This window comes from Streptomyces sp. NBC_01788 (genome assembly GCF_035917575.1).
In the GTDB taxonomy this organism is placed as follows: domain Bacteria; phylum Actinomycetota; class Actinomycetes; order Streptomycetales; family Streptomycetaceae; genus Streptomyces.
Map to the genome: position 1 here is coordinate 4,131,328 of NZ_CP109090.1, position 25,497 is coordinate 4,156,824.

The 25,497-nt window shown below is 72.8% G+C and carries 19 protein-coding genes and 1 pseudogene; 10 read left to right on the top strand and 10 right to left on the bottom strand.

From position 1 onward, the window contains the following. Window positions 1-140: 140 nt before the first annotated feature. A pseudogene (locus OIE49_RS18770) lies at window positions 141-587 on the bottom strand (ATP-binding protein); the annotation flags it as partial. A gap of 146 nt (window positions 588-733) precedes the next feature. Here OIE49_RS18770 and OIE49_RS18775 point away from each other — a divergent pair. Then, window positions 734-1,609 carry a helix-turn-helix domain-containing protein gene (locus OIE49_RS18775; protein ID WP_326803322.1) on the top strand — a complete coding sequence of 292 codons (876 nt, stop codon included), beginning with the start codon at window positions 734-736 and terminating at the stop codon, window positions 1,607-1,609. Continuing rightward, window positions 1,606-1,815, top strand: a complete 210-nt coding sequence (locus OIE49_RS18780) for a DUF397 domain-containing protein (protein ID WP_326803323.1) — start codon at window positions 1,606-1,608, stop codon at window positions 1,813-1,815. Before OIE49_RS18775 ends, OIE49_RS18780 begins: the two co-directional genes overlap by 4 nt. Before the next feature lie 74 nt (window positions 1,816-1,889). Here OIE49_RS18780 and OIE49_RS18785 read toward each other — a convergent pair whose 3' ends face one another. The 6 genes from OIE49_RS18785 to OIE49_RS18810 form a co-directional block, all read right to left on the bottom strand. Further along, a complete protein-coding gene (locus OIE49_RS18785) occupies window positions 1,890-5,006 on the bottom strand; it encodes a VCBS repeat-containing protein (RefSeq protein WP_326803324.1) in 3,117 nt (1,038 codons plus the stop codon). Between the two features lie 159 nt (window positions 5,007-5,165). Next, a complete protein-coding gene (metG, locus tag OIE49_RS18790; protein WP_326803325.1) occupies window positions 5,166-6,881 on the bottom strand; it encodes a methionine--tRNA ligase in 1,716 nt (571 codons plus the stop codon). Window positions 6,882-7,059: 178 nt separating this feature from the next. Then, window positions 7,060-9,036: a VWA domain-containing protein gene (locus OIE49_RS18795; protein ID WP_326803326.1), complete on the bottom strand. Its 1,977-nt coding sequence runs from the start codon at window positions 9,034-9,036 to the stop codon at window positions 7,060-7,062. Between the two features lie 115 nt (window positions 9,037-9,151). Beyond that, the gene (locus OIE49_RS18800; RefSeq protein ID WP_326806266.1) at window positions 9,152-10,069 is read right to left on the bottom strand and encodes an endonuclease/exonuclease/phosphatase family protein; all 918 of its coding nucleotides are present in this window, start codon (window positions 10,067-10,069) and stop codon (window positions 9,152-9,154) included. Window positions 10,070-10,177: 108 nt separating this feature from the next. Beyond that, entirely contained in the window at window positions 10,178-11,107 is a 930-nt protein-coding gene (locus tag OIE49_RS18805) for a hypothetical protein (protein WP_326803327.1), read from the bottom strand. A 118-nt stretch (window positions 11,108-11,225) separates the two neighbouring features. Beyond that, window positions 11,226-11,666 carry a hypothetical protein gene (locus OIE49_RS18810; RefSeq protein ID WP_326803328.1) on the bottom strand — a complete coding sequence of 147 codons (441 nt, stop codon included), beginning with the start codon at window positions 11,664-11,666 and terminating at the stop codon, window positions 11,226-11,228. Between the two features lie 125 nt (window positions 11,667-11,791). On the opposite strand from OIE49_RS18810, the gene OIE49_RS18815 reads away from it, so the two are divergent. The 4 genes from OIE49_RS18815 to OIE49_RS18830 all read left to right on the top strand — a co-directional run bounded on the left by OIE49_RS18815 (window position 11,792) and on the right by OIE49_RS18830 (window position 17,563). Continuing rightward, window positions 11,792-12,853, top strand: a complete 1,062-nt coding sequence (locus OIE49_RS18815; RefSeq protein ID WP_326803329.1) for a hypothetical protein — start codon at window positions 11,792-11,794, stop codon at window positions 12,851-12,853. Window positions 12,854-12,988: 135 nt separating this feature from the next. Then, window positions 12,989-13,351, top strand: coding sequence for a hypothetical protein (locus OIE49_RS18820; RefSeq protein WP_326803330.1), 363 nt, complete (start codon window positions 12,989-12,991; stop codon window positions 13,349-13,351). 4 nt (window positions 13,352-13,355) lie between these two features. Continuing rightward, on the top strand, window positions 13,356-16,175 hold the full coding sequence (locus tag OIE49_RS18825) for a substrate-binding domain-containing protein (RefSeq protein ID WP_326803331.1): 2,820 nt from the start codon (window positions 13,356-13,358) through the stop codon (window positions 16,173-16,175). Continuing rightward, on the top strand, window positions 16,175-17,563 hold the full coding sequence (locus tag OIE49_RS18830) for an extracellular solute-binding protein (protein WP_326803333.1): 1,389 nt from the start codon (window positions 16,175-16,177) through the stop codon (window positions 17,561-17,563). Before OIE49_RS18825 ends, OIE49_RS18830 begins: the two co-directional genes overlap by 1 nt. Window positions 17,564-17,595: 32 nt before the next feature. Here OIE49_RS18830 and OIE49_RS18835 read toward each other — a convergent pair whose 3' ends face one another. Next, window positions 17,596-17,760, bottom strand: a complete 165-nt coding sequence (locus OIE49_RS18835; RefSeq protein WP_326803334.1) for a hypothetical protein — start codon at window positions 17,758-17,760, stop codon at window positions 17,596-17,598. 189 nt (window positions 17,761-17,949) lie between these two features. Between OIE49_RS18835 and OIE49_RS18840 the strand changes: the two genes are divergently transcribed. Continuing rightward, on the top strand, window positions 17,950-19,293 hold the full coding sequence (locus OIE49_RS18840; RefSeq protein WP_326803335.1) for a helix-turn-helix domain-containing protein: 1,344 nt from the start codon (window positions 17,950-17,952) through the stop codon (window positions 19,291-19,293). A 201-nt stretch (window positions 19,294-19,494) separates the two neighbouring features. Beyond that, window positions 19,495-20,349, top strand: a complete 855-nt coding sequence (locus tag OIE49_RS18845) for a GAF and ANTAR domain-containing protein (protein ID WP_326803336.1) — start codon at window positions 19,495-19,497, stop codon at window positions 20,347-20,349. A gap of 15 nt (window positions 20,350-20,364) precedes the next feature. On the opposite strand, the gene OIE49_RS18850 is transcribed toward OIE49_RS18845, so the two are convergent. Then, window positions 20,365-21,129 carry a hypothetical protein gene (locus OIE49_RS18850; protein WP_326803337.1) on the bottom strand — a complete coding sequence of 255 codons (765 nt, stop codon included), beginning with the start codon at window positions 21,127-21,129 and terminating at the stop codon, window positions 20,365-20,367. A 251-nt stretch (window positions 21,130-21,380) separates the two neighbouring features. Between OIE49_RS18850 and OIE49_RS18855 the strand changes: the two genes are divergently transcribed. Further along, window positions 21,381-22,352: a nucleoside hydrolase gene (locus OIE49_RS18855; RefSeq protein ID WP_326803338.1), complete on the top strand. Its 972-nt coding sequence runs from the start codon at window positions 21,381-21,383 to the stop codon at window positions 22,350-22,352. A gap of 72 nt (window positions 22,353-22,424) precedes the next feature. Here the strand turns inward: OIE49_RS18855 and OIE49_RS18860 are convergent, their stop codons facing one another. Next, complete coding sequence (locus OIE49_RS18860) at window positions 22,425-23,408, bottom strand: LAETG motif-containing sortase-dependent surface protein (protein ID WP_326803339.1); 984 nt, start codon at window positions 23,406-23,408, stop codon at window positions 22,425-22,427. A 340-nt stretch (window positions 23,409-23,748) separates the two neighbouring features. Between OIE49_RS18860 and OIE49_RS18865 the strand changes: the two genes are divergently transcribed. Then, window positions 23,749-25,434, top strand: coding sequence for a glycoside hydrolase family 13 protein (locus tag OIE49_RS18865; RefSeq protein ID WP_326803340.1), 1,686 nt, complete (start codon window positions 23,749-23,751; stop codon window positions 25,432-25,434). Window positions 25,435-25,497: the final 63 nt, after the last annotated feature.

Genomic DNA, 25,497 nt, shown 5'->3' on the forward strand with positions numbered 1-25,497 from the left:
GACGCGAAATCCAGCTGAGCCGGGGATGTTCACCCGCCCGAGTGACGGTGCGCGACGGGCGGGAGGGGTGGGGCTTGGTGTGGTTCTTTCTCCCACGAGTTCTTGGAAAAGAGACCGCCTTCGGCACCGGAACCCGTGGGGGTGGGTGCCGGTGGTGAGCAGCGCAGTTCGGCCCACACCCGCTTGCGCGGGAACCGGTCTTCGCTCACGCCCCAGCGGTCCGCGAGCGCGGCCACGATGAGCAGGCCACGGCCCGACTCGGCGTCCTCGGCGAGCTGTTGGGGTGCCGGGAGACGGTCACCGCGCGTGTCGGCGACCTCGATACGGAGCGTGTCGCCGATCACGTAGAGCGTCAGCCGGAAGTCCCGCCCGGGGACGCGGCCATGCGTGATGGCGTTGGCCGCCAGTTCGGCCACGAGGTGGTTCGCGGGCTCCGTGGGCAGCCCCCAGCGGCGCAGCTGCGCCTCGGCGAGCAGGCGTGCGAGACGGGCGCCTCGCCGTGTGGACGACAGAAGCACGCTGAAGTTGGGGAACTGGACGCCCTGTTCGGCCGTGAGGTCGGCGATTTCCTGATTCACGTCACTCAGAGTGGCCGAGTACGCCTACCGTGAGGAGTGACTGAGTGGTTGCGTATGGTGACTGTCGGCTGCTTGTCCGGTGCTGTCCGGGCCGTCGGCACCGTTCGTAGGGGTAGGGCGTCGCGGTACGGCGCGGGACTACGGAGAGGTGCGGCATGTCGGTGGACGGCGAGGCGGTACGGCTCGGGGAAGAGGTGGACGAGCCGGGGTGGGAGGTGGACCCGGACGACGAGTGGGGAGTCGCCGTCATCACCACCGTGGGGCGTCAGTTGCGGCTGCGGCGGGAGGCGAAGGGCCTGCGGGCCGCCGAGTTCGCGGAGGCGGTCGGCTACGGGGAGGACCTTGTCTACAAGGTCGAGGGCGGGAAGCGGATTCCCCGACCGGAGTACCTGGACAAGGCCGACGAGGTGTTGGACGCGGGCGGACTCATCGCGGCGTCCTGGGAGGACGTGAAGAAGGTCCGGTACCCGAAGAGGGTTCGGGAGCTGGGGAAGTTGGAGGCCAAGGCGGTCGAGATCGGTGTGTACGAGTGCAACAGCGTCCATGGGCTGCTGCAGACACCGGAGCACGCCCGAGCCCTGATGGAGGCGGCACAACCGCCTTACTCCGTGGACGATGTGGAGCGCATGGTGGCCGCGCGGCTGTCCCGGCAGTGCGTCTTCGAACGCGTCCCGGCCCCGTCGCTCCACTTCGTGATGGAAGAGGCACCTCTGCGCCGACAGGTCGGGGGCACAATGGTGTGGCAGCGCCAGCTCGAACGTCTGTTGGAGGTGGGGCGGTTGAACAACGTCACGCTTCAGGTCATGCCGACGAACACGGATGCTCATCCAGGAGTGGACGGCAGGATCGAGTTGCTGAAGTTCCCGGACGGTACGGCAGTGGGACGCTCCGACGGGGCGTTCAACGGGCGGACGATTGCCGATCCGAAGCAGCTGCGCATCCTTGAGCTGCGGTATGGCACGATCCGGGCGCAGGCGCTCCCCCCGAGGGAGTCGCTGGCCTTCATCGAGAAACTGCTGGGAGAAACATGATCCGTAAGGCCTCCGCCAGGGACGCCTCCGAACTGGCATGGTTCAAGAGCAGCTACAGCAGCGGCACGGATGGCAATTCCTGCGTTGAGCTCGCCGTCACCCCCGGCACCGTCCATGTCCGCGATTCCAAGAACACCGAAGGCCCTCAGCTCGCGCTCACGCCCGGCGCCTGGGCGGACTTCGTGACCTACGCCTCGGAACGCTGACCCGACGACGGCACGCGCATGGAAGCGGCTCGGGACCGGTGTCCGGTTCCGAGCCGCTTTCCTTCTGACGGAACTCAGTACAGGGCCTTGTACCCGCCCCAGCCGGTGCCGAGCTGCGTCCGTGCGCCGAAGCCGCCCTTGCCGTTGCCGTAGAGGCGGAACAGCTTGCCGGAGGTGTCCCGGCAGATCAGGTCGCCGATGCCGTCGCGGTTGAGGTCGCCCACGCCGACGACGGCGTTGTACGAGGCTCCCCACTTGGCGGCGGTCTTGACGCGGGCCTTGAAGGTGCCGGTGCGCTTGCCGTCGTAGCGGTAGAGGTTGTTCGACTTGTCCTGGGCGATCAGGTCGCCGATGCCGTCACCGGTGATGTCGCCGACGGCGACGATCTTCTTGTACTTCTTCCAGTTGCTCGCGATCTTCACGCGGGCGGAGAGCTTCCCCGCGCTGGTGCCCTTGAAGAGGTACATGTCCCCGGTGGACGCCTGGCGGGCGATCAGGTCCGGGCGGCCGTCCCCGGTGATGTCACCGGTCGAGACCATGACGTCGTACTGGTTCCAGCCGCTCTTGCCGAGCGTGGTGTACGGCGTCGATGCCTTCAGCGCGGCCCCGCACTTCGGCTTGTACAGCCGCAGCGAGCCGTTGCTCGGCCGCACGACGAGATCGTTGCAGCGGTCGCCGCTCAGGTCGCCGAACGGCACGACCGTGGTCCCCTTCGGCCAGCCGGTGCCGCTTATCTTGGACGAGAGGGTGCCCTTGCCCGTGCCCCGGTGGATGGTCAGGGAGCCCGTGGAGTTCATGGTGAGCAGGTCGCCGACGCCGTCGACGCCGTCCGGAGAGCCGTAGTCGTGGCGTACGGGCGAGCCCCCGGTCAGCGAGCCGGTGCCGCTGCCGACGGTCACGGCCGTGGAGGTGCCGAGGCCGGTCGCCTTGAGGGTCCACTTGTACTGCCCGTTGGGGAAGCGGACGCCGCCCGCCGTCTTGCCGTTCCACTTCGCCGCCACCTGAGCGGTGGCCGCGCCGCCGGTGAAGGTGCGGGTGGCCTTGCCGGCCTCGCCGCTCTCCGCCGAGGTGAACGTCAGCGACCAGGAGGTGACAGGGCGGGACAGCAGCCAGGTGCCGGTCCAGGGCGTCGAGGTGGTCAGGTCGGTCCAGGTGCCGGCGTCCGTCTCGAACGCGGTCGGGGCCGACGGGGTGAAGCCGGTCGTGGCGACGCGGGTGCGCTCATGGAGGTCGAACCAGGCGACCAGGCCCGTGTACTCGTCCACGGCCCAGCGGTGGCGGCGGTCGGCGGCCAGGCCGGTGTCCGGCACATCGGAGGCCAGTACGCGGGTGGCGCCGGTGGCCGCGTCGGTCAGGACGAGGGTGTCGGCCCCGTGGTCGTGGCGGACCGTGAAGCCGTCGCCGAGCAGTACGTCACCCGGGAGGACGGCGCGGGAGGTGCCGGCCTTGGTGTCGTACACGCCCGCCGAGGCGGTGCCGCAGGCCCAGTACAGCCAGCGGCCCGCCGCCTGCAGCTCGCTCGGGACGCAGCCCGCGCCCGGGACGGTGACCGTGCTGAGGGTCTTCTTCTGCGTCAGGCTGTAGGAGGTGACCCGGCCGGCGGTGGTGGTGGCGCTCCACAGCACGGGGCCGTTGAGGGCGGCCGTCTGGACCGGGCGCTTCAGCAACTGACCGTATCCGAACCGGCCGACGTACTGGGCCGGGGCGGCACCGCCGGAGTTGTAGACCGCGTAGTCGTCGGAGACGTCGACGATCCTGCCGCCCGTGGTCTTGAACCACAGGGGGTGGTAGCCGATCGAGACCAGCTGGTCCGAGTCTGCCGGCGCGGGGCCGCTCCAGGACTCCTCCAGGAACACGTCCCGGGGTGAGGTGACCGTGTTGCCCCACAGCGCCGGGCACGGGGTGTCCGGGGAGGGGCACTCCCGGAGGAACTTGAAGCTGTCGGTGGCAGCGGACGCGGTGAGCGCCGTACCGCCGTTGGTCGTCAGGGTCCGTACGGAGGTGGCGCTGAAGCCGCTGGTGTCCTTGGGGTTGCGCTCCGCGACCCGCAGGCTGCCACGGCTGAGGGCGAGGCCCGTCTTGGCGTTCTCCACTGCGGGAACCTTGTACAGCTTCGTCAGCTCCGGCGTGCCGTCCGCGTTCAGGCTCACACGCTGCACCCACCAGTCGGTGGCGCTCCCGCCGCCGGTGACGAGAGCCGTGTCGCCCGGGCCGCGGACCGCGACGGCGGATCTGCCGGCTTTGTCCAGCAGGGTGCGGGACGAGCCGTCGGCGAGAGAGAGGGCCGTCAGACTGGTGGTGCTGATGCCGGACGTCTGCGGAGGCAGCAGCAGCCAGTCACCGGTCAGGATCGGCTTGGGACCGTAGTAGTGACCCGGCAGCTCGACGAACTCCTCCTCGCCGCCCGGCTCGCTGCGCGGCTTGAAGTGCAGACCGCCGTCGCCGTACCAGCCGATCCGGCCCTCGCTCATGACGGACGGCTGTGTGGGGGAGACGCGGCTGAACGCCTGGGTGACGGCGGCCGACTCGATGTCGATGTAGTACAGGCTGGTGCCCGACCTGACCAGCACCCCGGCCGCGTCGGCGGCCATGACGTAGCCGCTGTTGACGGTCACCGCTGCCGGCGTGAAGGGGCGTTCACGGCGCTCGCCGTCCACGGTGTCGATGAGGGTGTGGCTGGTGACGACGGTGTTTCCGGCCAGCGCCCGGTAGGGGTACCGGGACGTCACGGTCGACGTCTTGCGTGTGGCCGGATCCCACAGGGTGACGGTGGTGTCGGACTTGGTCGTCGGCAGGGCGACGAGGTCGCCGTCCGAGCCGTACCAGGCCTCGTAGCACGTCGAGCCCAGGACACTGCACGGCCCCGTCGGCTCGAAGAGGCCGTCCGGGGTCCGCACTCGGACGGTGGTGCCGTCGGCGTAGCTCGTCCACAGCAGCCCGGCAATCCCGGACTGCCCGTGCAGGAAGCCGCCGGCACCGGCCGCGAACGGCTGGTCGAAGCGCGGCTGGGCCGTGGCCGAGGTCGGGGCGGTGAACGTGATCTCGGTGGTGCCGGCCGCGTTCTGCGCGCCTGCGGCCTGGGCGGGGTCACCGCCCCCGGCGAGGACGGTGACGGACGCGGCCGCGACGGCGACCGCGAGTGTGGTGACGGCAGCGGTCAGTCCGCCCCGTCTCAGGGCGTGTCTGCCCACGTGAGGTTCCCTCCCGGCGAGAGTCCCCTGCCCTCGCCCAAGTGGGCGGACTTTACCAGGAGTTTTCCATCTCTTTTCACGGCCCCGGAACATGAGAAGCGACTCCCCGCGACCGGGCGTCCGGTCGCGGGGAGTCGTGGTGCTCGGTGCTCTTCCGCTTTACGCGGGCTCGCCGCCGAAGCGCTCCTTGTAGGTCGCCAGGTCGTCGTCCGTGAGCTTGGCGAAGAGGACCGGGGGGACCGTGAACGGGGTGCCGGCGGGGACGGTGGCCAGGGAGGCCGCCTCGGCGGGGGTCACCCAGGTCGCCGTGTCGCCGTCCAGGGAGAACGCCGCGCGCATGGCCGCCGACGAGGTCGGGATGAACGGTTCCGAGACCACCGAGTAGAGGTGGATCAGGTTCATCGCGGTGCGCAGGGTGAGGGCGGCGCCGTCCTTGTCGGTCTTGATCTCCAGCCAGGGGGACTTCTCCTCCAGGTAGGAGTTGCCCGCCGACCACAGGGCGCGCAGGGAGGCCGCCGCCTTGCGGAACTGGATGGCCTCCATGTGCTCCTCGTACTCCGCGAGGAGGCGGGCGATCTCCGCACCGAGCCGCGCCTCGGCCTCGCCCGGCTCGCCGCCCTCCGGGACCTCGTCGCCGAAGCGCTTGCGGGAGAAGGACAGCACCCGGTTGACGAAGTTGCCCAGCGTGTCCGCCAGGTCCTTGTTCACCGTGGCCGTGAAGTGCTCCCAGGTGAAGGACGTGTCGTCGGACTCCGGAGCGTTCGCCATCATGAAGTAGCGCCAGTAGTCGGCCGGGAGGATCTCCAGCGCGTCGTGCGTGAAGACACCGCGCCGCTGCGAGGTGGAGAACTTGCCGCCGTAGTAGTTGAGCCAGTTGAAGGCCTTGATGACGTCGACCTTCTTCCACGGCGAGCGGGTGCCCAGCTGGGTCGCCGGGAACATCACGCTGTGGAAGGGCACGTTGTCCTTGCCCATGAACTGCGTGTAGTGGACGTCCGCGTCCGACTCCCACCACCACGAGCGCCAGTCCCGGTTCTCCGGGTCCTGGTCCGCCCACTCCTTCGTGGCGCCGATGTACTCGATCGGGGCGTCGAACCAGACGTAGAAGACCTTGCCCTCGGCGGCCAGTTCCGGCCAGGTGTCGGCCGGGACCGGGACGCCCCAGTCCAGGTCACGAGTGATCGCACGGTCGTGCAGGCCCTCGGTGAGCCACTTGCGGGCGATCGAGGAGGCCAGCACCGGCCAGTTGTCGGCGCGCTCGTCGACCCAGGCCTCGACCTCGCCGGCCAGTACGGACTGGAGGAGGAAGAGGTGCTTGGTCTCGCGGACCTCCAGGTCGCTGCTGCCGCTGATCGCGGAGCGCGGCTCGATCAGGTCGGTCGGGTCCAGGACCCGGGTGCAGTTCTCGCACTGGTCGCCGCGCGCCTTGTCGTAGCCGCAGTGCGGGCAGGTGCCGATGATGTACCGGTCGGGCAGGAAGCGGCCGTCGGTGTTGGAGTACACCTGGCGGATGGCCCGCTCCTCGATGAACCCGTTCGCCTTGAGCTCGCGGGCGATCTCCTGCGTGATCTCGCGGTTCTGCGGGGACGAGCTGCGGCCGAAGTAGTCGAACGCGAGCGAGAAGCCGTCGTAGACCGCCTTCTGCGCGTCGTGCGCCTGCGCGCAGAACTCGTCGACCGGGAGGCCCTGCTCCTTGGCCGCGAGCTCCGCCGGGGTGCCGTGCTCGTCGGTCGCGCAGATGTACAGCACGTCGTGGCCGCGCTGGCGCAGATAGCGGGAGTACACGTCTGCCGGGAGCATGGACCCCACCATGTTGCCCAGGTGCTTGATCCCGTTGATGTACGGAAGGGCGCTGGTGATGAGGTGTCGAGCCATCGCGGGCTGCTCCCAAGTCGCTACGTGGGGTGACGATCTCGTCGGGTGCGGGTCGTCTACGGAACCTTGAAATCGTAGCCGACACGGGTGGGCCGCCCGCTTCCCGTTTTAAGAGGTGGGAAGGGGCGGCCCTGGTGCGGTGCGGGTGCCGTGGGTTACGGGCGCGTGGTTCCGTGGGTCACGGGCGCCAGTTGGCCAGTACGCCCTCGTAGAGCTCCTGGTCGGTCAGCTCGCGGGGGGTGGGACCGGCGTGGAAGAAGGCCGCGGTGTCGGTCTTCAGCTTGCGGAGGTAGTCGAACGCCTTGTTTTCGTGCTCGCCGAAGGCGACGAAGGAGAAGAAGACGGCGGGGTGGTTCTTCGCCGCGTCGGTGAGGGACTGGGTGGCGGGGGTCTTGGCGTCCGGCGCGCCGTCCGTCTGGAAGATCACCAGGACGGGGGCCGCCGGGTCGCCGGCCGATTCCGCGCGGTGGGCCAGTACGGCGTCCACGGCGGCGTGGTAGCTCGTACGGCCCATGCGGCCGAGGGAGCCGTGCAGGTCGTCGACGCGGTTCTCGTGCTCGGCGAGGGTCAGCTCGCCGGTGCCGTCCACCTCCGTGGAGAAGAACACGACCTGGACCGTCGCCTCGGGGTCGAGGTGGGCCGCGAGGGCGAGGGTCTGCTCGCCGAGGGCCTGGGCGGAGCCGTCCTTGTAGTACGGGCGCATGGAGGCGGAGCGGTCGAGGACGAGGTAGACCGTGGCACGGGTGCCGGTGAGGTCGTACTTCGCGAGGGCGGATGCGGCGGCGTGGTAGGCGGTGGTGAGGGTGGGGGGGACGGCGGGAGTCGTGTTCTCCTCGGCGTCCGGCTGCGGCTGCGCTTCGGCCGTGGGCTCCGGTTCCGTGGTCGGCTGTTCGGCCTCGGCTTCGCCTTCGGCCGGGTTGTTCCCACCCGCACCACCCGTGCGGGTTTCGTTGTCAGGTGCCGGTGGCCCCTGTGGGGCTTCCTCGCCGTCGGCGGCTTGCGGGGTGTCTGCCTCGGGCTCCACCTCGGCCTCAAGCTCGGGCTCTGGCGTCGGCTCTTCGGACACCGGTTCCGTAGTCGGCTGTTCGGCCTCGGCTTCGCCTTCGGCCGGGTTGTTCCCACCCGCACCACCCGTGCGGGTTTCGTTGTCAGGTGCCGGTGGCCCCTGTGGGGCTTCCTCGCCGTCGGCGGCTTGCGGGGTGTCTGCCTCGGGCTCCACCTCGGCCTCAAGCTCGGGCTCTGGCGTCGGCTCTTCGGACACCGGTTCCGTAGTCGGCTGTTCGGCCTCGGCTTCGCCTTCGGCCGGGTTGTTCCCACCCGCACCACCCGTGCGGGTTTCGTCGTCGGGTGCCGGTGGCCCCTGTGGGGCTTCCTCGCCGTCGGCGGCTTGCGGGGTGTCTGCCTCGGGCTCCACCTCGGCCTCAAGCTCGGGCTCTGGCGTCGGCTCTTCGGACACCGGTTCCGTAGTCGGCTGTTCGGCCTCGGCTTCGCCTTCGGCCGGGTCGTTCCCACCCGCACCACCCGTGCGGGTTTCGTCGTCGGGTGCCGGTGGCCCCTGTGGGGCTTCCTCGCCGTCGGCGGCTTGCGGAGCATCCGCCTCAGGCTCCGCCTCGGCCTCAACCTGCGGTTCGGGTTCCGGCGCCGGCTGCTCGGCCACCGTTTCCGGGGCCGGTTCCGGGTCGGGCTCCGACTGCGGCTCCACAACTTCCGGTTCGGGAGCCGGCGTCGGCTCCTCCGCCACCGGCTCCGGGGTCGGCTCGGACTCCGACTCCTGCTCCGCAGCTGCCGGTTCGGGCTCCGGGGTCGGCTCCTCGGTTGCCGGCTCCGGCTGCTCGGTGGCGGCGGGGGCGGGTGTTGCCTCGGGCTCCGACTCCTGCGCCGTAGCGGCCGGTTCGGGCTCCGGGGCCGTGGCTGTCGGTTCCTCCGTTGCGTCCGCGGGGGTCGCGGGCTTGGGGACCGCGATGTTGTCGAAGGCGGCCGAGACCAGTTCGTGCTCGTCGTCCGAGGACGACTGGGCGGGGACCTTCGGTTCCGGCTGCTGGGCAGCGGTGGGTGTCGGCTCCTGGGCTGGAGCCTGTTCCGCACCCTCTGCCTCGGCCTTGGGCCCCTTGCGTGGTCGGCCGAACGCGTTCCGCAGGAGAGTGAGAATGCCCATGTGCGCAACCCTTCGTGAGTTGATGCCCGTCAATCCCTGGCCAGGACGGACACGTAAGGTTAGCGGCCCTCAGTGGTGATCTTGGGCAGGGGCAAGCATCCGGAGGCTGCTTCTGTCAATGCGTTCCTCGGCCGTCGTGCAGCGTGACGTCGACGAGCAGCGCGCGGTGGTCGGTGTCGGCCACGGCGAGGAAGCGGGCGCCGGTCGCGGAGAAGTCCGGTGAGACCAGCACATGGTCGATCTGGGCGCCGAGGGCGGGCGTGGTGCGGGACGGCCAGCTCGGGTCGCGTTCCGCGCCGGACAGCCGGGCCGCGTCACGCAGGCCGGTGTCGATGATGCGGCGGAAGGCCGCGTGGTCCTGGGAGGCGTTGAAGTCGCCGGCCAGCACGGTCGGCGTCGTGCGGTCCGCCGCCGCGAAGGCCCGCAGCCGGGCGAGTTCCCGGTGCCAGAGCGCGATCTGGCCGGGCAGCGGCGGCATGGGGTGGGCGAGCTGGAGGCGCACCGCGTGCCCGCGCACGTCGGCGACCGCGCCCGGCATGCCCATCGTGCCGCGCACCCCGGCGGTGCCGCGCAGGGCGTAGCGGCTGAGGATCAGGGACCCCTCCGAACCGCCCGCCCGGACCGCCCGCCGGTAGGGGTAGTCGCCGCCGACCTCCCGGTCCAGCGTCGACTGGCAGGTGTGCTCGCACTCCTCGACGAAGACGATGTCGGGCCGCTCGCGGCGGATGACCGGGACGAGGGCCGGGGTACCGCGCCCGAACTGCACGTTCGAGGTCAGCACCCGAATCCGGGCCACGGCCGGGCCGGCCGGCGCGGAGACCTTGCCGTACGGCTCGATGTACCAGGCCAGCAGCCCGAGCAGGGCCACGCCCCACACCGCCCCCGTCCACCGGCGACCGCGCAGCGTGAGCGCCAGGCCGAGCCCGGTGGGCACGAGCAGCCAGGGCAGGAAGGCGAGGAGCTGCGGTACGGGCGTGATGCCGTCGCTGTCGGCGATCCGGCATCCGACGACGACGCTCACCCCGGCGAACATCAGCCCGGCGCACCAACTCGCGAACAGTCCCCCCTGCTTGATCACGCCGACGAGCCTACGGGGTCGGCACGGGACCCGGAGGTCCTGTGCGCGGGACCGGGCGCCGGGTCAGACGCGTACGCGCGGCGGCGGCTGCTCGGGGCGGCTCTGGGCGGTGGGGGCCGTAGACGCCCGGCGGCGGAAGGGCAGGCGCGGGCGGCGGGTGAGCCAGGTCAGGGCGGCCACCGTCAGGCCGAGGGCGACGAGGATCCACGAGGCGGTGCGCAGGGTGGCGGTGAGGGCGTCGTAGACGGCGCCGACGGCCGGCTGGGAGACCTCGGCGGGCAGGTCGGCGAGGGTCAGGCTGCGTCCGACGGCGACGGCGAGGGCGAGCAGCGCCCCGCCCAGGGCGGTGCCGAGCGCGGTGGCGGTCAGCGCACGACGGCGGCGGGCGGCCAGGGCGAGGCCGGCCACGGCGAACGCGACGGCCGCGATCGGCAGCCAGAAACCGGCGACTTCGAGCACGTGGAACCCCTTCCGAAGGCGGCCCAGTTGCTGGGCCGGAAGCAGGTCGACCTCGGTGTGCTGGACGGGGATGCGGTTCGCGAGCGGTACGTGGTCCTGGGCGAGCTGGGCCTTGACCTGGGCGGTGACGGGCGCGAGATCGACGGTGACCGGGCGTTCGCGTCGGTCGCGTTCGTCGCGCAGGGCCCGCAGGACGGCGTCGTGGGCGGCCCGGTTGCCCTCGTTCCACGCGGTGCGGAAGGCCTCGGTCCCGGTGAACGAGCGGACCGCGTCGTGCACGAAGGGGGTGATGGTGCCGCGGCGCACGTAGGTGTCCAGTTGGTGCCCGTACTCCTGGACGATCCCGTTCCCGACGGTGTCCGCGACGGCGTCGCGCACGTCCGGGTCGTCGGCGAGCGGCGCCATGGTGGTGACGTAGCGGCTGGTGTCGGAGAGCCCGTACGCCGCCCAGGCCGACAGCGCGCCGAACGGCACGAGCAGGCACGAGAGCGCGATGAGCACGGCCGACAGGCCGCTTCGCATACGTCGGGACACGTTCTCAGCCAAGGCCGTCGCCCGCCCCTCCGCGAGCGGAGGGGCGGCATTCGGGTGACCGGGAGGGGGCGAGCGGGCCGGCCGGGCGCCGGCCGGTGCGCGTCAGCGGGTCAGCTGGTCAACCGACGCGACGGCCCGCCGCGTCCTCGTGCGTGTAGAACCAGTAGAAGCAGAAGAGGCCCGCGACGATGCCGATCCCCAGGGACAGGCCGACCACCGACACGATCGCGTGGCCGCTCTGGCTGAAGAGGAAGCCGAACGTCACGCCGATGAAGGCGAACCACATTGCGGCGTGCTGCTCTCGCCGCAACCGGGGGCCCACGATGAGGACGGCCGCGAGGAGCACCGTGAAAACGATCGTGGTCACGAAGCCGAACAGCACGTTCCAGCCCGTGATCGGCCCGCCGTGGCGCCGGTCGGCCGCGGCCCAGTAGCCGTAGACGAGCCCCAGCGCCAGCGGTCCCGCCCACCGGCCGATGGCATGGGCCCGGGCGCTGAACAGGTTGGGCGGGCGGGTGGTGCGGGTGGTGATGCCGGACGCGGGTGCCACGTGAGCCATGAGAGCGCTCCTCTCTCTCCTCGCCCCCCGCATCCAGAGCACACCGGCGAAGGGGCCCTGGCAAGTCGGTGGAGCCGTTAACGTGCTGACGTAAGCGACCGACCGGATCACGACACGGGGGGACGATGCCCGGAACCGTGCTGCTGCTCGCGGCCGCGCCCGTGGGCAGGGGACGTCTGGTGGACGCCGCGTCCGTGCTGCCGGTGCTGGCCGCCGTGGCGCCCTCCGTGCTCTCCGGCACGGACACCGCGACCGTGGTGGAGCTCGCCGACCCGCTGGAGCCGCAGGCCGTGCTCACCCGGCTGCGCGCGGCCGCGGCGGCGCCCGGCCCGCTGACCGTGTTCGTCGCCGGACAGCTCCAGCTCGACCGCCGCCAGCGTCTGCTCCACCTGGCGCTCGCCCGCACCGCACCGGCGACCGTCCGCTACACGGCCCTGCCCTGGCACTGGCTGCGCGAGGAACTGCGGCTGCGCCCGGACGGCACGACCACGGTCGTGGCCGATCTGCACGCGGACGCGGAGAGCTGGGCGCTGCTGCGCGGGCGCCCCCTGGACTGCGGGCGCAACACCGCCCTGTACGGCCGGGTCGCACCGCCGCCGGCCCGGCGCACGGTGGCGGCACCGGCGTACATGAGGGCGGTGGCGACGATCCTGCGCAGCGGGCACCGGCCGCCGCCTGCGGAGCTGCACGAGCAGGCGCTGTCGCGGCTCACCGAGGAGGACGGCCGCCCCGGCCTCGTAATCACCGCGCCCGGCCCGGTGCCGGCCGACCCGCACACGGCCATCGCCGCCTGCGTGCGGTCCGGCCGGCACGGCGACGCCGACGCGCTCGCCGCCCGCTGGGAGCGGGCCGCCGCCCTCGCGCACGGAGCGGCCTCCGAGGACGCGCTGCACTGGGCCGAGGTCCGCGCGGACCTGGCGATGTTCGCGGGCGACGCCGCCCGCAGCTGCCGGGCCTGGCTGACGGTGGCCGCCACCCGCCTGGACATGGGCCAGGCCGCCGACGCCGTGCCGGTCGAGACCGCAGTCGACCGCGCCCACCACCAGTGGGGGCAGATCCACGACCCCGGACGTGCCCGCGAACTCGGGTCGGTGCTCGCGGAGTTGCGCGGCCGGGTGCCGGGCCGGCGACAGGGCGCCCTTGACCATGTGCGCCGCCAGCTCAGCCAGTTGCAGGCACAGGCCTGACGCGGCTCCCATACCCGGCTGCGGCTGCGGCTGCGGCGCGGACCCGGCCCCGGTCTCGCCGCGGATGGTACGGGTCCGGTGTGGCCGAAATGCCCCCTCCCGGGAAGTCGTGCCCCGGTGCCAGAATGGTGACTTATGGCTGAGGGGGATGGCGTGGCCGGCCGAGGTGTACGGGTCCGGCTGGACGGAAGTGCGAGCAGCAAGGACATCGGCGCGCTGAAGGCGTGGCTGGAGCGGGAGAGACCGCTCGAAGAACTGGTCCGGCAGGGGCTGCTGCGGATCGACGAGCGGCCGCGCTCGGACGTGCCGCCCGGCCGCATGGGCGCCGGCATGGAGATCCTGCTGTTCCTGCTCGGCGCGGCCGCCGAATCCGCGTTCGACGAGCTGGTGGCGCAGACCAAGCGGGCGGTGGCGGCCTGGCTGGAGAACCGCCGTCGGGTGGAGTCCGGCGACTCACCCGAGACCCACGTCGATCCGGTGCACCACGACGAGGGGTAGCCCCGTGGACCGTTTCGACCCGCGGGGGCGGGTGAACCGGGCGCTGCTGGTCGGTGTGGAGGAGTACGAGCACACGCAGCCGGACGATCCGGAGGGCGTGCCCGGTCAACTGCCGGCCGTCCGGCACAACCTGAGGCGGCTGGAGGGCGTGCTGCGCCGGGGCGGGATCTTCGGCGCGCACGGCACGCGGAACGGCGACGGCGGGCAGGAGGACGGCGGCGGGCGGGACGGGATCACCGTCCTGCGCTCGCCGTCCCTGGACCAGTTCAGCGAGGCGCTGCGCACCGCCGCCCAGGACGCCGAGGGGCTGCTGCTGTGCTACTTCGCCGGGCACGGCGCCGTGCCGAGCGCGGGCAACGAGCTCTTTCTCCAGATGCGCAACGCGCGCGTGGTCGCCGGCGGCCGGGCCGTGTTCCCAGGCGCGGACGCGTTCACCGGGGTGCTCACCGTGCTCGCCGGGAGCCAGGCCGAGCGGATCGTGGTGATCCTCGACTGCTGCTACGCGGGCAACGCCGCCAAGGTGTGGCACGACTTCGCCGACCGCCGGCACCGGATCCTGCTGCTGATGAGCGTGCAGGCCAACCGGCTCATCGACTCGGGCGACGGCACGAGAGCCACCCCGTTCACCGAAGAACTCGTGCAACTCCTCGACATCGACGAGGAGTTGTCCTTTGTGGAGCTGTCCGACCAATTGCGCGGGCAGATGGCCGAAGCGGGCCGCAGGACCCCGCTCGGGGACCTGTGGGAGCCGCAGTCCGCGGCCGAGCCGGGTACGGACGTGCTGCTGACGGCGCGGGGGGACGGGCGGAAGGGCGAGCAGGAGGACGGGGCGGTGGCCGGGCAGAAGGGCCGGCGGGAACAGGAAGACCAGCCGGGGCGGCCGACCCCGCCCGCGTCGGTCCCGGCGCAGTCGTCCGAGGAGCCCGGGCCCTCGGCGCAGTTCTCCGAACAGCCGCCGGGCGCCGAGCCGCCGGGTGCCGAGCCGCCGGGTGCCGAGCCGCCGGGCGGGCGGCCCGGATCCGAGCCCGAGGTCGGTACGGGGAGCCCGGTCCGTTTCCTGGCGGCCCTGCTCGCCGCGCTGCGTACCCGGGCACGTGCCGTGATCGAGTGGTTCCTCGGACTGCGCACCAGGGCCCGGATCCTGGTGAGCGCGCTGCTGGCGCTCGCGCTCGCCGCGCTCGGTGCCGGGGGCTACGAACTCCTCGGCCCCGGCGTTGACTCCTGCGCGCTGCCGCTCGAAATACGTCTGCTGACCGACCCCGACCTGGAGCCGACGGTCCGGGCCGCCGCGGACGCCTATCTGACCTCGCGGGCCAACACCACCGGGCCCGGCTGCCGCCGCAGCGGCATCACGGTCTACAGCGCGGGCGCGGCCGCCGCGGTCTCCGCGCTGCGCCGGCAGAGCGACGCCTGGCAGGAACCCCGCGCGGAGGACACCAACCCGCAGCGGGACGTCGGGCCGCAGCCGGACGTGTGGATCCCCGCCTCGGGCACCGAGACGGCCCGGGTCACCGCCGACTGGACCACCCGCAGCTACCTCGAACTCAAACCGGACGAGAAGCCGTTCGTGTACTCGCCCGTCGTGCTGGCCGTCCCGCAGAACGTCGCCGGGCAGAAACTGGACGAGATCGTCGGATTGCCGCTGTCCCGGCTGATCGAGAAACTGAAGGCGAATGAGCAGAAAGCCGTAGTGCTGCGGCCCGACCCGGAGATCACCGACTCCGCCCTGCTGGCGACCATCGGCCTGTACGGCTCCACCACCGACTCGCGCGAAGCCGAGCGGCCCGTGCGCTCCGCGGGACCGCCCTCACCGACCGCCGCCGCGCTGCTGTGCGCGCTGCCGGCCAGCCACGACGCGGACGTCCGCACCGCCGCGCTCGTCCCGGAGTTCCTGCTCAGGAGCGGGGTGGGCTGCGCATCGACGACCCGCGTGGCGCGGAGCGCCGAGTACCCCGTCGACGTGCCGGCGCTGACGCCCACCTTCGTGCGGGTCCGCTGGGAGGGCGGCGACCGGGACGCGGCAGCCCGGGACGACGCCGTCGGCCGCTTCCGCAACTGGCTGACCGGTGAGGAGGGCCTGAAGGTCTTCTCCACCGCCGGCTTCCGGTCGGCGACGGAACCGGGCCACCCGCTGCTCGACACGCACCACGTCGGCGTGGGCGTGCTGCGCAACCCCAGACCGCTGCCGGGCGCGGCCCGCGGGACGGCGATGGAGGAGGCCCTCACGGGGTACCGCAGCGCCCACGGCCCCGGCCGGGTCCTCTACCTCCTCGACAGCTCCGCCTCGATGTCCACGCAGTGGCCGGGGCCCAGCGGCGCCCCCGGCATCCTGAAGCAGTCCCTGCGCGGGCTCGGTGACCGGGACGAGTACGAGGTGTGGGCGGTCCACGACACCTCCGGCGGCCGGACCCACCGGGTGCTGCTTCCATACGGGCCCCACCCCCGAGCCGAGGCCGAGCGCGTCATCGACGAGGCTCAGTGGCACTACGCCCAGGCCGACCCGTACAAGTCGCTGCTCGACGCGCTGAAGTCCATGCAAAATCGCGGCACCGACGACCAGCGGCCCTGGCTGATCGTCTACATCACCGACGGCGAGTACAAGGACCGGCTGGCCGGGAAGAACCTGGAGGTCCTGCTGGACCGGGCGCGGCAGAAGCCGCAGGTGCCGGTGGACATGGTGTCCCTGAACAGCGGCTCCTGCGTCGCGGACCGACCGGGCGCCCGGATCGCCGAGGCGAGCGGCGGCCGCTGCCTGGACGCGGGCGACGATCCCGGCAGGAGTCTGCGCGACGAGGTCGCCCGAGTGGGGACGGGGGAGCACTGATGGCACGACGACCGGCCGTGACGCTCGCCCGGCTGTTGGCGGTGCCGCTGCTCGTGGCCACCGCCTGCACCGGGGGCGGCCCACGGGACGGGCAGACGCCCGCCGCCGACGCGCCCGGGGACATCGTGGTGGCCAGCGGCCGGGACGTGACCGGCAAGAACGGCGTCCGCCAGCGGCTCATCGACGTCTGGAACCGGCAGCAGGAGATGCAGGACTCCGGCTACCACGCGCGTCTGGTGGAACTGCCGGGCTCCGCCGACCAGCAGCGCAGCCAGCTGCTGGGCGCGCTCCAGTCGGGCAGTGCCCGCTACGACGTGGTCAACCTGGATGTCACCTGGGTGCCGGAGTTCGCCGAGGCGGAACTGGTCAGGCAGTTGCCCGACGAGGCCGTCGACGGCGACGTCATCGCGTCCGTGGCCGGCACCGCCCGCTGGAAGGAGAAGGTGTACGCGGTGCCGTTCAACAGCGACGTCGGTCTGCTCTATTACCGGCGCGACTACCTGAGCGGGGCGGGCGTCCAGCGCACCGGCCCGGACGCGATCCACACCTGGCACGACCTGCTCGGCCTCGGCGACACTCTCGGCGCGAAGCCGCCCAAGGGGTACGAGAAGCTCTGGACCACGCAGCTGGACGCCTACGAGGGCCGTACGGTCAACGCCGTGGAGGCGTTCGCCTCGGCGACCGACGACTTCGCGCTCACCGACGACTCCGGCCGCTACAGCGGCGATCTGCGGGAGCTGACCGACGGCATCGCGGAGCTGCGCCGGCGCACCGGCAGGCCGTACACGCTGGACAGCGCCCTGAGCTCCGACGAGGCGTCCTCGCTCAGCGACTTCGAGGACGGCCGCACGGCCTTCCTGCGGCAGTGGCCGTACGCCTACGGCACCCTCCACCAGACTTTCACCGATGAGAATCTCGGCGTGGCCCCGTTGCCGGGCCGGGCGGTGCTCGGGGGGCAGAACCTGGCGGTGACCCGGTCCTCGCAGCGGGCCGGGAAGGCGGCCGAGCTGATCACGTTCCTCACCAGCCCCCAGAGCGAACGCTGCCTGCTGGACGCGGGCTTCGCCGCCACCCGTACGTCGGCGTACACCGACGACCACGTCCGCTGCGAGGCATCCTCGGGCTCGGGCGGTTCGCCGTCGGCTTCGCCCACCGGCGAGAGCACCGACCGCGTGCCCCGCGACGCGGCCGGCCGTCCCGGCTACGCCCGCGGCATCCTGCTGCCCGCCCTCCAGCGGGCGGTCTCCCGCCCGCGCACCCCGCTCTACGGGGCGTTCACCCAGACCTTCACCGCCGAGCTGGGCGCCCTGTTCACCGACGATCCGCCCAGCGACGCGGTGCTGGCCGGCCGGCTGGACGAGGCGCTGCGCCGGGCCCTGCCGGGCTGAGCGCGAGCACTCCGAAAGACCGCCTCGGGCCGCTAGCGGCTCTGCACGGCCTGCGGGGCGGGGACCGGGTCGGACGAGGCCACCGGTCCGGCGTTGGCCGCCGCGATCAGGGCGGCCACGGCTATGAGGGCCGCGCCGAATCCTCTGACGCAACGTGCGGAGAAGTGTCCTTGGCGCGCGACAGTGCGTCCGAGCACGGCAACCGACCTCGCAACGACAGTGATGGATTAAGCGCGTTTAACGCTGTCTCCAACGTAGGGGGTGAAAAGGCCGAACGGAAAGGCCGCCAGGGTGAGTTGGGGGTCGCTGGGCGTAAGGTCCGGTGCTGACCCCGAGTCAGTCCTGCATGGCTCGTCACCAGGCGGCTTGCTGGCATGATGAAGCGCATGGCGAAGCGGGACGACCCGGAGACCATCGGGCGCAGGGTGCAGCGGCTACGGCGAGAACAGGGCCTGACCCAGCGGCAGTTGGCGGAGCCGGCGTACACCCCCGCGTACATCTCCACGCTTGAGGCGGGCCGGGTCCGGCCCTCCGACGATGCGCTCAGGCACATCGCCGAGCGGCTCGGGGTCGCCTTCGACGAGCTCGCCACCGGACGCCCCGCCCATCTCGCCACCGACCTGCGTCTGAGGCTGACCGAGGCCCGGCGCACGCTCGCCACCGGGGAGTCCGAGAAGGCGGCCGAGCAGTACACCCGGCTGCTGGCGGAGGCCGAGGAGCACGAACTTCTCGACGTCCAGGCCGAGGCGCTGCTCGGGCTCGGTGAATGCGCCCTGGAGACCGGCGAGCTGGAGAGCGGCCGCCAGTTCTTCGAACGCTCCGAGCAGGCACTCGCCGACGCGCCGCTGCCCGCCCGCGTCCCCGCGCTGCGCGGCCGCGCCGTCTCCCACTACCTGGCGGGGGAGCTGCGGTACGCCGTCTATCTGATGGAGTCCACCCTCGACGAGCTCAACCGGGGCGGACTGCACGACCCGGACGCGCTGCTGCTGCTCTACGCCGGTGTCATCGGGCCGTACATGGACATGGGGGCGCACGCGCGGGCGGCCCAGGCCGCCGAGTTCGCGCTCGCGCTGGCCCCGCAGGCCGGCGATCCCGCGCTGGTGGCCCGGATGCACCGGTCGGTGGCGCGCACCCTGCTCGCCGAGGGCCGCATCGCCGAGGCCGACGCCTCGCTCGCCAAGGCCGCCGAGCTGTACCGGACCCTCCAACTGCGCACCGAACTCGCCAACTGCCACTGGATGCGCGGCTACGTCTGCGCCCAGAACGGCGAACTGGAGCTCGCCGAAAAGGAGTTGAGAGCCGCCCAGGCCATGCTGTCCGCCAAGCGGGCCGCGCTCTACACCAGCCAGGTCGCGGTCGAGCTGGCCGACGTCCTGCACCGGCGCGGCAAGTCGGAGGAGGCGGCCGAGCTGCTGCGGAACGTCCTCGGTGACCTCTCCTCCGAGCGGGGCGCCGTGCACGCCGCCGCCGCGCACCGGCTGCTCGGCATCATCGCCGAGGACGCCCGCGACACCGAGGCCGCCGAGGAGCACTACGTGCGGGCGCTGAGCCTGCTGGAGCGGGCGGGCGCCGTCGGCGACCTCGCCGACCTGTGCCGCCTCCTCGGCGACCTGCTGCGCCGCACCGGCCGTGTGGAGGCGGCCCTGGACGCCTACCGCACCGGCCTCGGCCACCGCACCGCTCCCGGCACCACGACCCTGGGCCCGGCCCCGGCGCAGCCGCCGCTGTGACAGCCTTGGCCTGGGCGGAATCGCGTGATCCGGGGGCGGTTTCCGGACGGTTTCCCGGTATGGGCCGGGGGTACCCGCCGCGTGCCCGGGCCGGGGACGCGTGTACGTGCGGTTCTCCTCGTGCGGCGTGTGCGGGTGCGCCCGGTCCTGGCGAGGTGCGCGGACGGGCGACGACGGCCGCGCCGATGACGTGAGGAGGCGGTGGCCGTGCGGTCCAGGGACGACGGCCTCGGCGTCCCGGACGAGGAACCCGGCCGGGACGGCCCGGCGGACCGGGGCGAAGGCCACCCGGAACGCTCCGGCGGGACGCCACGCGGACAGGGCCGTACGGGCGGCCCGCTGGACGTGGCCGACGTGATCGCCGAGGGCGTGCGGGGCGTACCGGCCGCCGAGATCCCGCGCCGGCTGTGCGCGGTCGCGGTGGAACTGCTGCCGGTGACCGGCGCCAGCGTCTCGCTGCGCGGCAACGGCATGCCCGTGCGGATGGGCGCCAGCGACCCGGCGGCCGCCCGCCTGGCCGAGATCCAGGCCACCCTGGGCGACGGGCCCTCGCTGTACGCGGCTCAGGCCGGTGCGCCCGTGCTGGCCTCCGACCTGACCGCGGGCCGCGACGCCCGGCGCTGGCCGGTGTTCGCCCAGCAGGCGGCCGAGGCCGGCGTCCGGGCCGTGTACTCCGTTCCGCTGGGCGACGACGCCGTCTGCGTGGGCACGCTCGACCTGTACGGCGACGCCCCGCACGAGCTCAGCGGGCGGGAACTGCACACCGCGCGGCTGGTGGCCGGTGTGATGACGCTGGCCCTGATGTCCCTGCCCCTGGACGAGGACGACGAGGCCGCCGAGGACGACGACGCCGCCGTGGAGGCGTCCTGGCTGAGCGTGGTCGCCGCCGAACAGGACGAGGTCTACCAGGCCATCGGCATGATCATGGCCCAGCTCGGCGTCGGCGCCGACGAGGCGCTCGCGCTGCTGCGCGCCCACGCCTTCGCGGAGGGCCGCACGGCACTCGACGTGGCCCACGAGGTGATCACGCACCGGATGAGATTCGACGAGGACTAGGGTCTTTCGTCTGGCTCAGGCCTGGGCACGGGCCTTGCGTTGCACCGTCGTCAGGCGGTCCACGGCGTGCTGGACCGCCTGTTCGGTGGCGTTCCGCGCGGGCATGCCCAGGGTGCCGTTGGTGAGGACGATCGCGTCGTCGCCGACGCGTACCGTGGCGAGGTCCACGGTGAGCGTGTCCGCGGTCGACTCGTCGGTGAGGGTGAGGCGCAGGCCCTGGCGGGCGTCGCCGGTGTCCGGCAGGGCGAGGTTCGCGACCCGTACGTCCAGGACGCCGGAGTTGGTGGTCCTGGCCGAGAAGTCCGCGCAGGTCTGCGGCATCGTCCTGAGCCAGGCGAGGACGCGGTCCACGTCCGGGGCGTGCAGCGCGAGCACCTGGTGGCGCAGCTGGGCCTCGTTCTCGCCGTCGTCGTAGGCGGCCACCGCGTGCGCGCCCGAGGGGGCGCCGAAGGGTTCCTCGGTGTAGAGCGCGTCGAGGAGCCGCCCGCACTCGGAGCTGTCGGCCTGCGCCTTGAGCATGCCGTCCCGCCAGGTCGCCGCGCCCTGGGTCGGCGCCCACCCCGCTCCCAGGTCGGCCTGGGTCAGCAGCGCCGCCCGCGCCTGGTCCTCCGTGAGCGCCGCGGCCGGTGCCGCGGCGGCGGGGCCGGGCCGGCGGGTGGCCGGCGGCGCGGGGGCGTGGACGGTCCGGCCGGACTGCCCGGCGGTGCAGGCGGCCCCGGTCAGCAGGGCGGCCGCGCAGAGTGCGGAAGCGGCCAGGACATGGGCCGGGGTACGGGACATGGAGGCCTCCAGACGGACGGGACCCGCACTGCGGACCTGGCGTCCGGGCGGCGGCGCTCCTCCCACGGCACCACCGGGCGGCCCCGGCCACCAGCGCGCCGGTCCGTCCGGGTGAGCGGCGCCACCGGGAGCGGGCGCGCGGTGGCGGGCCGGAGAAGTGACGATGGTGAAAGCCCCGTACGACGGACCATGGCGAGGGAACGTGCGACGGAGCCCGTACGACGGGGTCCGTACGACGGAGGGAGCGCGCTGTGACCCCGCGGCCCACGCCCGTGATCATCGACTGCGACACCGGCGTCGACGACGCGCTCGCCCTGCTGTTCGCCGCCCGCCATCCGGGCCTCGACCTGCGCGCGGTCTCCTGCGTGGCCGGGAACACGGACGTGGACCAGGTGGTGCGGAACACGCTGACCGTCCTGGAGGAGGCGGGCGCTCCCGCCGAGCCGGTCGCGCGGGGTGCCGAGCGGCCGCTGCTCGAACCGCTGCGCACCGCCCACCATGTGCACGGCGAGGACGGCATGGGCGACCTCGGGCTGCCCGCGCCGGCCCGCCGGCCCGTCGACGTGGACGCGGTGACGTTGCTCCGCCGCGAGATTCTGGCCTGCGACCGCCCGGTCACCCTGATCCCGACGGCACCGCTGACGAACATCGCCCTGCTGCTGCGCACCCACCCGGAGGTCACCCGCAACATCGAGCGGATCGTGTTCATGGGCGGCGCGGTGGGCACCGGAAACGCCACGCCCGTCGCGGAGTTCAACGTCTGGCACGATCCGGAGGCCGCCGCCGTCCTGCTCACCGCGGGGGTGCCGATCACGATGTACGGGCTCGACGTGTTCCAGCGGGTGCTCGTGCCGGAGGCGGACGTACGGCGGCTGTGCGGGCGCGAGGAGCCCGGCGCCCGGCTGGCCGGACGGCTGCTGTCCCACCGCGAGCCGGTCACCGGCGACGACGTCCCGTTCGGCGGGCTCGGCGACGCGGGCACGGTGTGCTCGGTGGCCGACCCGGAGGGACTGACCACCCACCGGCTGCCGGTGGAGGTGAACCTCGCGCCGGGCCCGGCCCGCGGGCAGACGGTCGTCGACCGGCGCCCGCGGCCGGGCGAGGCGGAACTGCACGGCGAGGCCCGCGAACAGACCCTCGTGGACGTGGCGTTGGACATCGACGCCGAGCGGTATGTCCGGCTGTACCTGGCCACCGTCGAGGGCACCGCGGACGGTGCCTAGGCCGACGGCACTGACTCCGGCCACCGTCGGCAAGCCGTGGTGGCCGGCGTCATGCGAGCCGTGGTGCGGGGGTCAGGAGGACTGCTTCGCCGCCCGGCGCCGGGTGACGACGACGAGCGCCGCGCCGCCCGCCAGCAGCGCCGCGGCGCTGCCCGCGATGAGGCCGGTGTTGCTGCCGCCGCCGGTCTCGGCGAGGTCGCCGCTGCCGCCGTTCGGGGCGGGGGCCGGCGCGGTGGTGGACTCGGAGGCCGACGGGGCCGGGGTCTCGTCCGACGGCGTCGCCGGGGCCGACGACGGGCTCTCCGTCTCGGCGGGGCTCTGCGTGCCCGGAGTCGTCGGCTCCTCGGCCGGGGACGACGGCTCGGAGGACTCGGAGTCGGACTCGGACTCGGACGGGGCCGGCGTGGACGGCGTGGCCGAGGGCTGCTCCTCGGCGGCCGTGCAGTCCTTGGTGCCGCCGTTCCAGGCCGCGATCAGCTTGTCCTTGATGACCGGGCGGTCCGGGCCCTTGGGCAGGTCGCCGTGCTCGAAGCCGTCGTTCGCGTCCTTCTTGCCGTCGAACTTGACCGCGCCGCGGTACAGGTCGACCTGGGCGAAGCAGCCCGCGTCCGGGACGGCGATGTCGAGGGAGTCGGTCTGGCCCCGCTTGACCGTCACCGTGTCGAAGTCGACGAACACCTGCTCGCCGGAGGTGGCAAAGGTCGCGCCGTGGGCGAGGTAGGAGGCCAGGGAGGCGGTGCAGGTCGTGGCGTCGTGCGCGGTGCGGACCTTGACGTGGACCTTGCCGTCCTCGGTGGGCCGCAGGTTCTGGTCGTCGACCTTGACGGCGTCGAAGAAGTTCTTGCCGTCCAGCGAGAACTGGCAGCGGTCGCTCTCGGTGACCGTGCCTGCGCCGGTGCCGGGCTGGTAGCGGCCGCCGTCCTTCCAGCCCTCGCCGCCGGGCGCGCTGTGGGCCCAGGCACCGGAGGCGGCGGCGACGGAGGCCGCGCACAGGGCGAGCGTGGCTACGCCCGTTCCCAGCAGGCGGGTGGCGGAGACACGACTGGCTATGGACATACGGATCCCATCTTGCTCGTGCGCGAGGTGGCTGGTCGCGGGGCAATGGCACGGACCGGGACGGGCCGACGGAAGGCCGAAGAGGACAGCGGGCCCATCGGTCACATGCGCCACAGTGTGAGGTCATGCTCGTGCGTGCGACTGAGCCTGTCAATCTGCCGGGCCACAAAGGGACTTCACGCCTTCATCACACTTGTGTCACATAGGGGGCGACTCGTTCCGCCGTGCGGCCGGTGTTCACTTTTCGGGCCATGTGGACAGACTTACAGAGTTGTGGACAGAGTTCTCGTCTCGCCCGCAGGCATCCGTACGTCCGCGTACGCACCGAAGAGGAGACCGCGTGACCGATCACTCCACCACGCACGACTCCCCGCAGGACACCGCGTCCGACCTGTCGTCCAGGAACCCGGACTGGTGGCGGCAGGCCGTCGTCCACCAGGTCTACCCCCGCAGCTTCGCCGACTCCGACGGGGACGGGCTCGGCGACCTCCGCGGCATCACCGGGCGGCTGCCGCACCTCGCCGCCCTCGGTGTGGACGCCGTGTGGCTCAGCCCCTTCTACCCCTCCGAGCTGGCCGACGGCGGCTACGACATCGCCGACCACCGCGACGTCGACCCGCGCCTGGGCACCCTGGACGACTTCGCCGCCCTGACCGCCGAGGCGCACCGCCTGGGCCTGAAGGTGATCGTGGACCTCGTCCCCAACCACACCTCCCGCCTGCACCCCTGGTTCCAGGAGGCGCTGCGGTCCGGCCCGGGATCCCCGGCCCGCGACCGCTACGTGTTCCGCGACGGCCGCGGCGCGCACGGCGAACGCCCGCCCACCGACTGGCCGTCCGTCTTCGGCGGCAGCGCCTGGCGGCGGGTGCCGGACGGGCAGTGGTACCTGCACTTGTTCGCGCCCGAGCAGCCGGACCTGAACTGGGGCAGCGAGGAGGTGCGCGCCGACTTCCGCACCACGCTGCGGTTCTGGGCCGACCGCGGGGTGGACGGCTTCCGCGTCGACGTGGCGCACGCGCTCGCCAAGGACCTCGACGAGCCGCTGCGGGACGTCGGGGACATCGGCGCCACCGGCGAGGGCGCGCTGCTGCTCGTGCCGCCCGGCAGCCATCCGTACTACGACCGGGACGAGGTGCACGAGATCTACCGTGACTGGCGGCGGATCCTCGACTCCTACTCCCCGCCGCGCACGGCGGTCGCCGAGGCCTGGGTGCCGGGTGCCCGGCGCGCGCTGTACGCCCGGCCCGACGAACTGGGCCAGGCCTTCAACTTCGAGTATCTGCAAGCCGGATGGGACGCCGAGCAGCTGCGGCAGGTCATCACCGAGTCCCTGGCCACCGCGCGGGCCGCGGGTGCTTCGGCCACCTGGGTGCTGTCCAACCACGACGTCGTACGGCACACCTCGCGCCTGATGCTCCCGGCCGGCACCGACGAGAACGCCTGGCTGCTGTCCGGCGGCCGCGTCCCGGCCGTCGACGAGGCCGCGGGGCTGCGGCGCGCCCGCGCGGCGACGCTGCTGATGCTGGCGCTGCCCGGCTCCGCCTACCTCTACCAGGGCGAGGAGCTGGGGCTGCCGGAGGTCGCCGACCTGCCGGCCGAGGTCCTCCAGGACCCGGTGTGGGAGCAGACCGGCCACACCCGCAAGGGCCGCGACGGCTGCCGGGTGCCGCTGCCATGGAGCAGCACCGGACAGTCGCACGGCTTCGGACCCGGCGCCGCCTGGCTGCCGCAGCCGCCGGGGTTCGCCGCGTACGCCGTCGAGGCGCAGGACGGAGTGGAGGGTTCGACCCTGGAGCTGTACCGCTCGGCGCTGCGGCTGCGCCGCAAGCTGCTGGAGGGCGAGTCGCTGACCTGGGTGGAGGACGGACCGGCCGGGGTGCTGGCGTTCGCCCGCTCCGGCGGCCGGCGGTGCGTCACCAACCTGTCGGACCGCGCCGTGCCGCTGCCGCCGGGGGAGGTGCTGCTGAGCAGCTCCGCCCTGACGGGGCGCCGGCTGGACCCGGACACCACCGTGTGGCTCGCGTAGGGCCTCTCGTTTGGACCATGCCGGGCTCGCGGGGTCCGGGTCCCCGCGCGCGGGCTTCCTCCC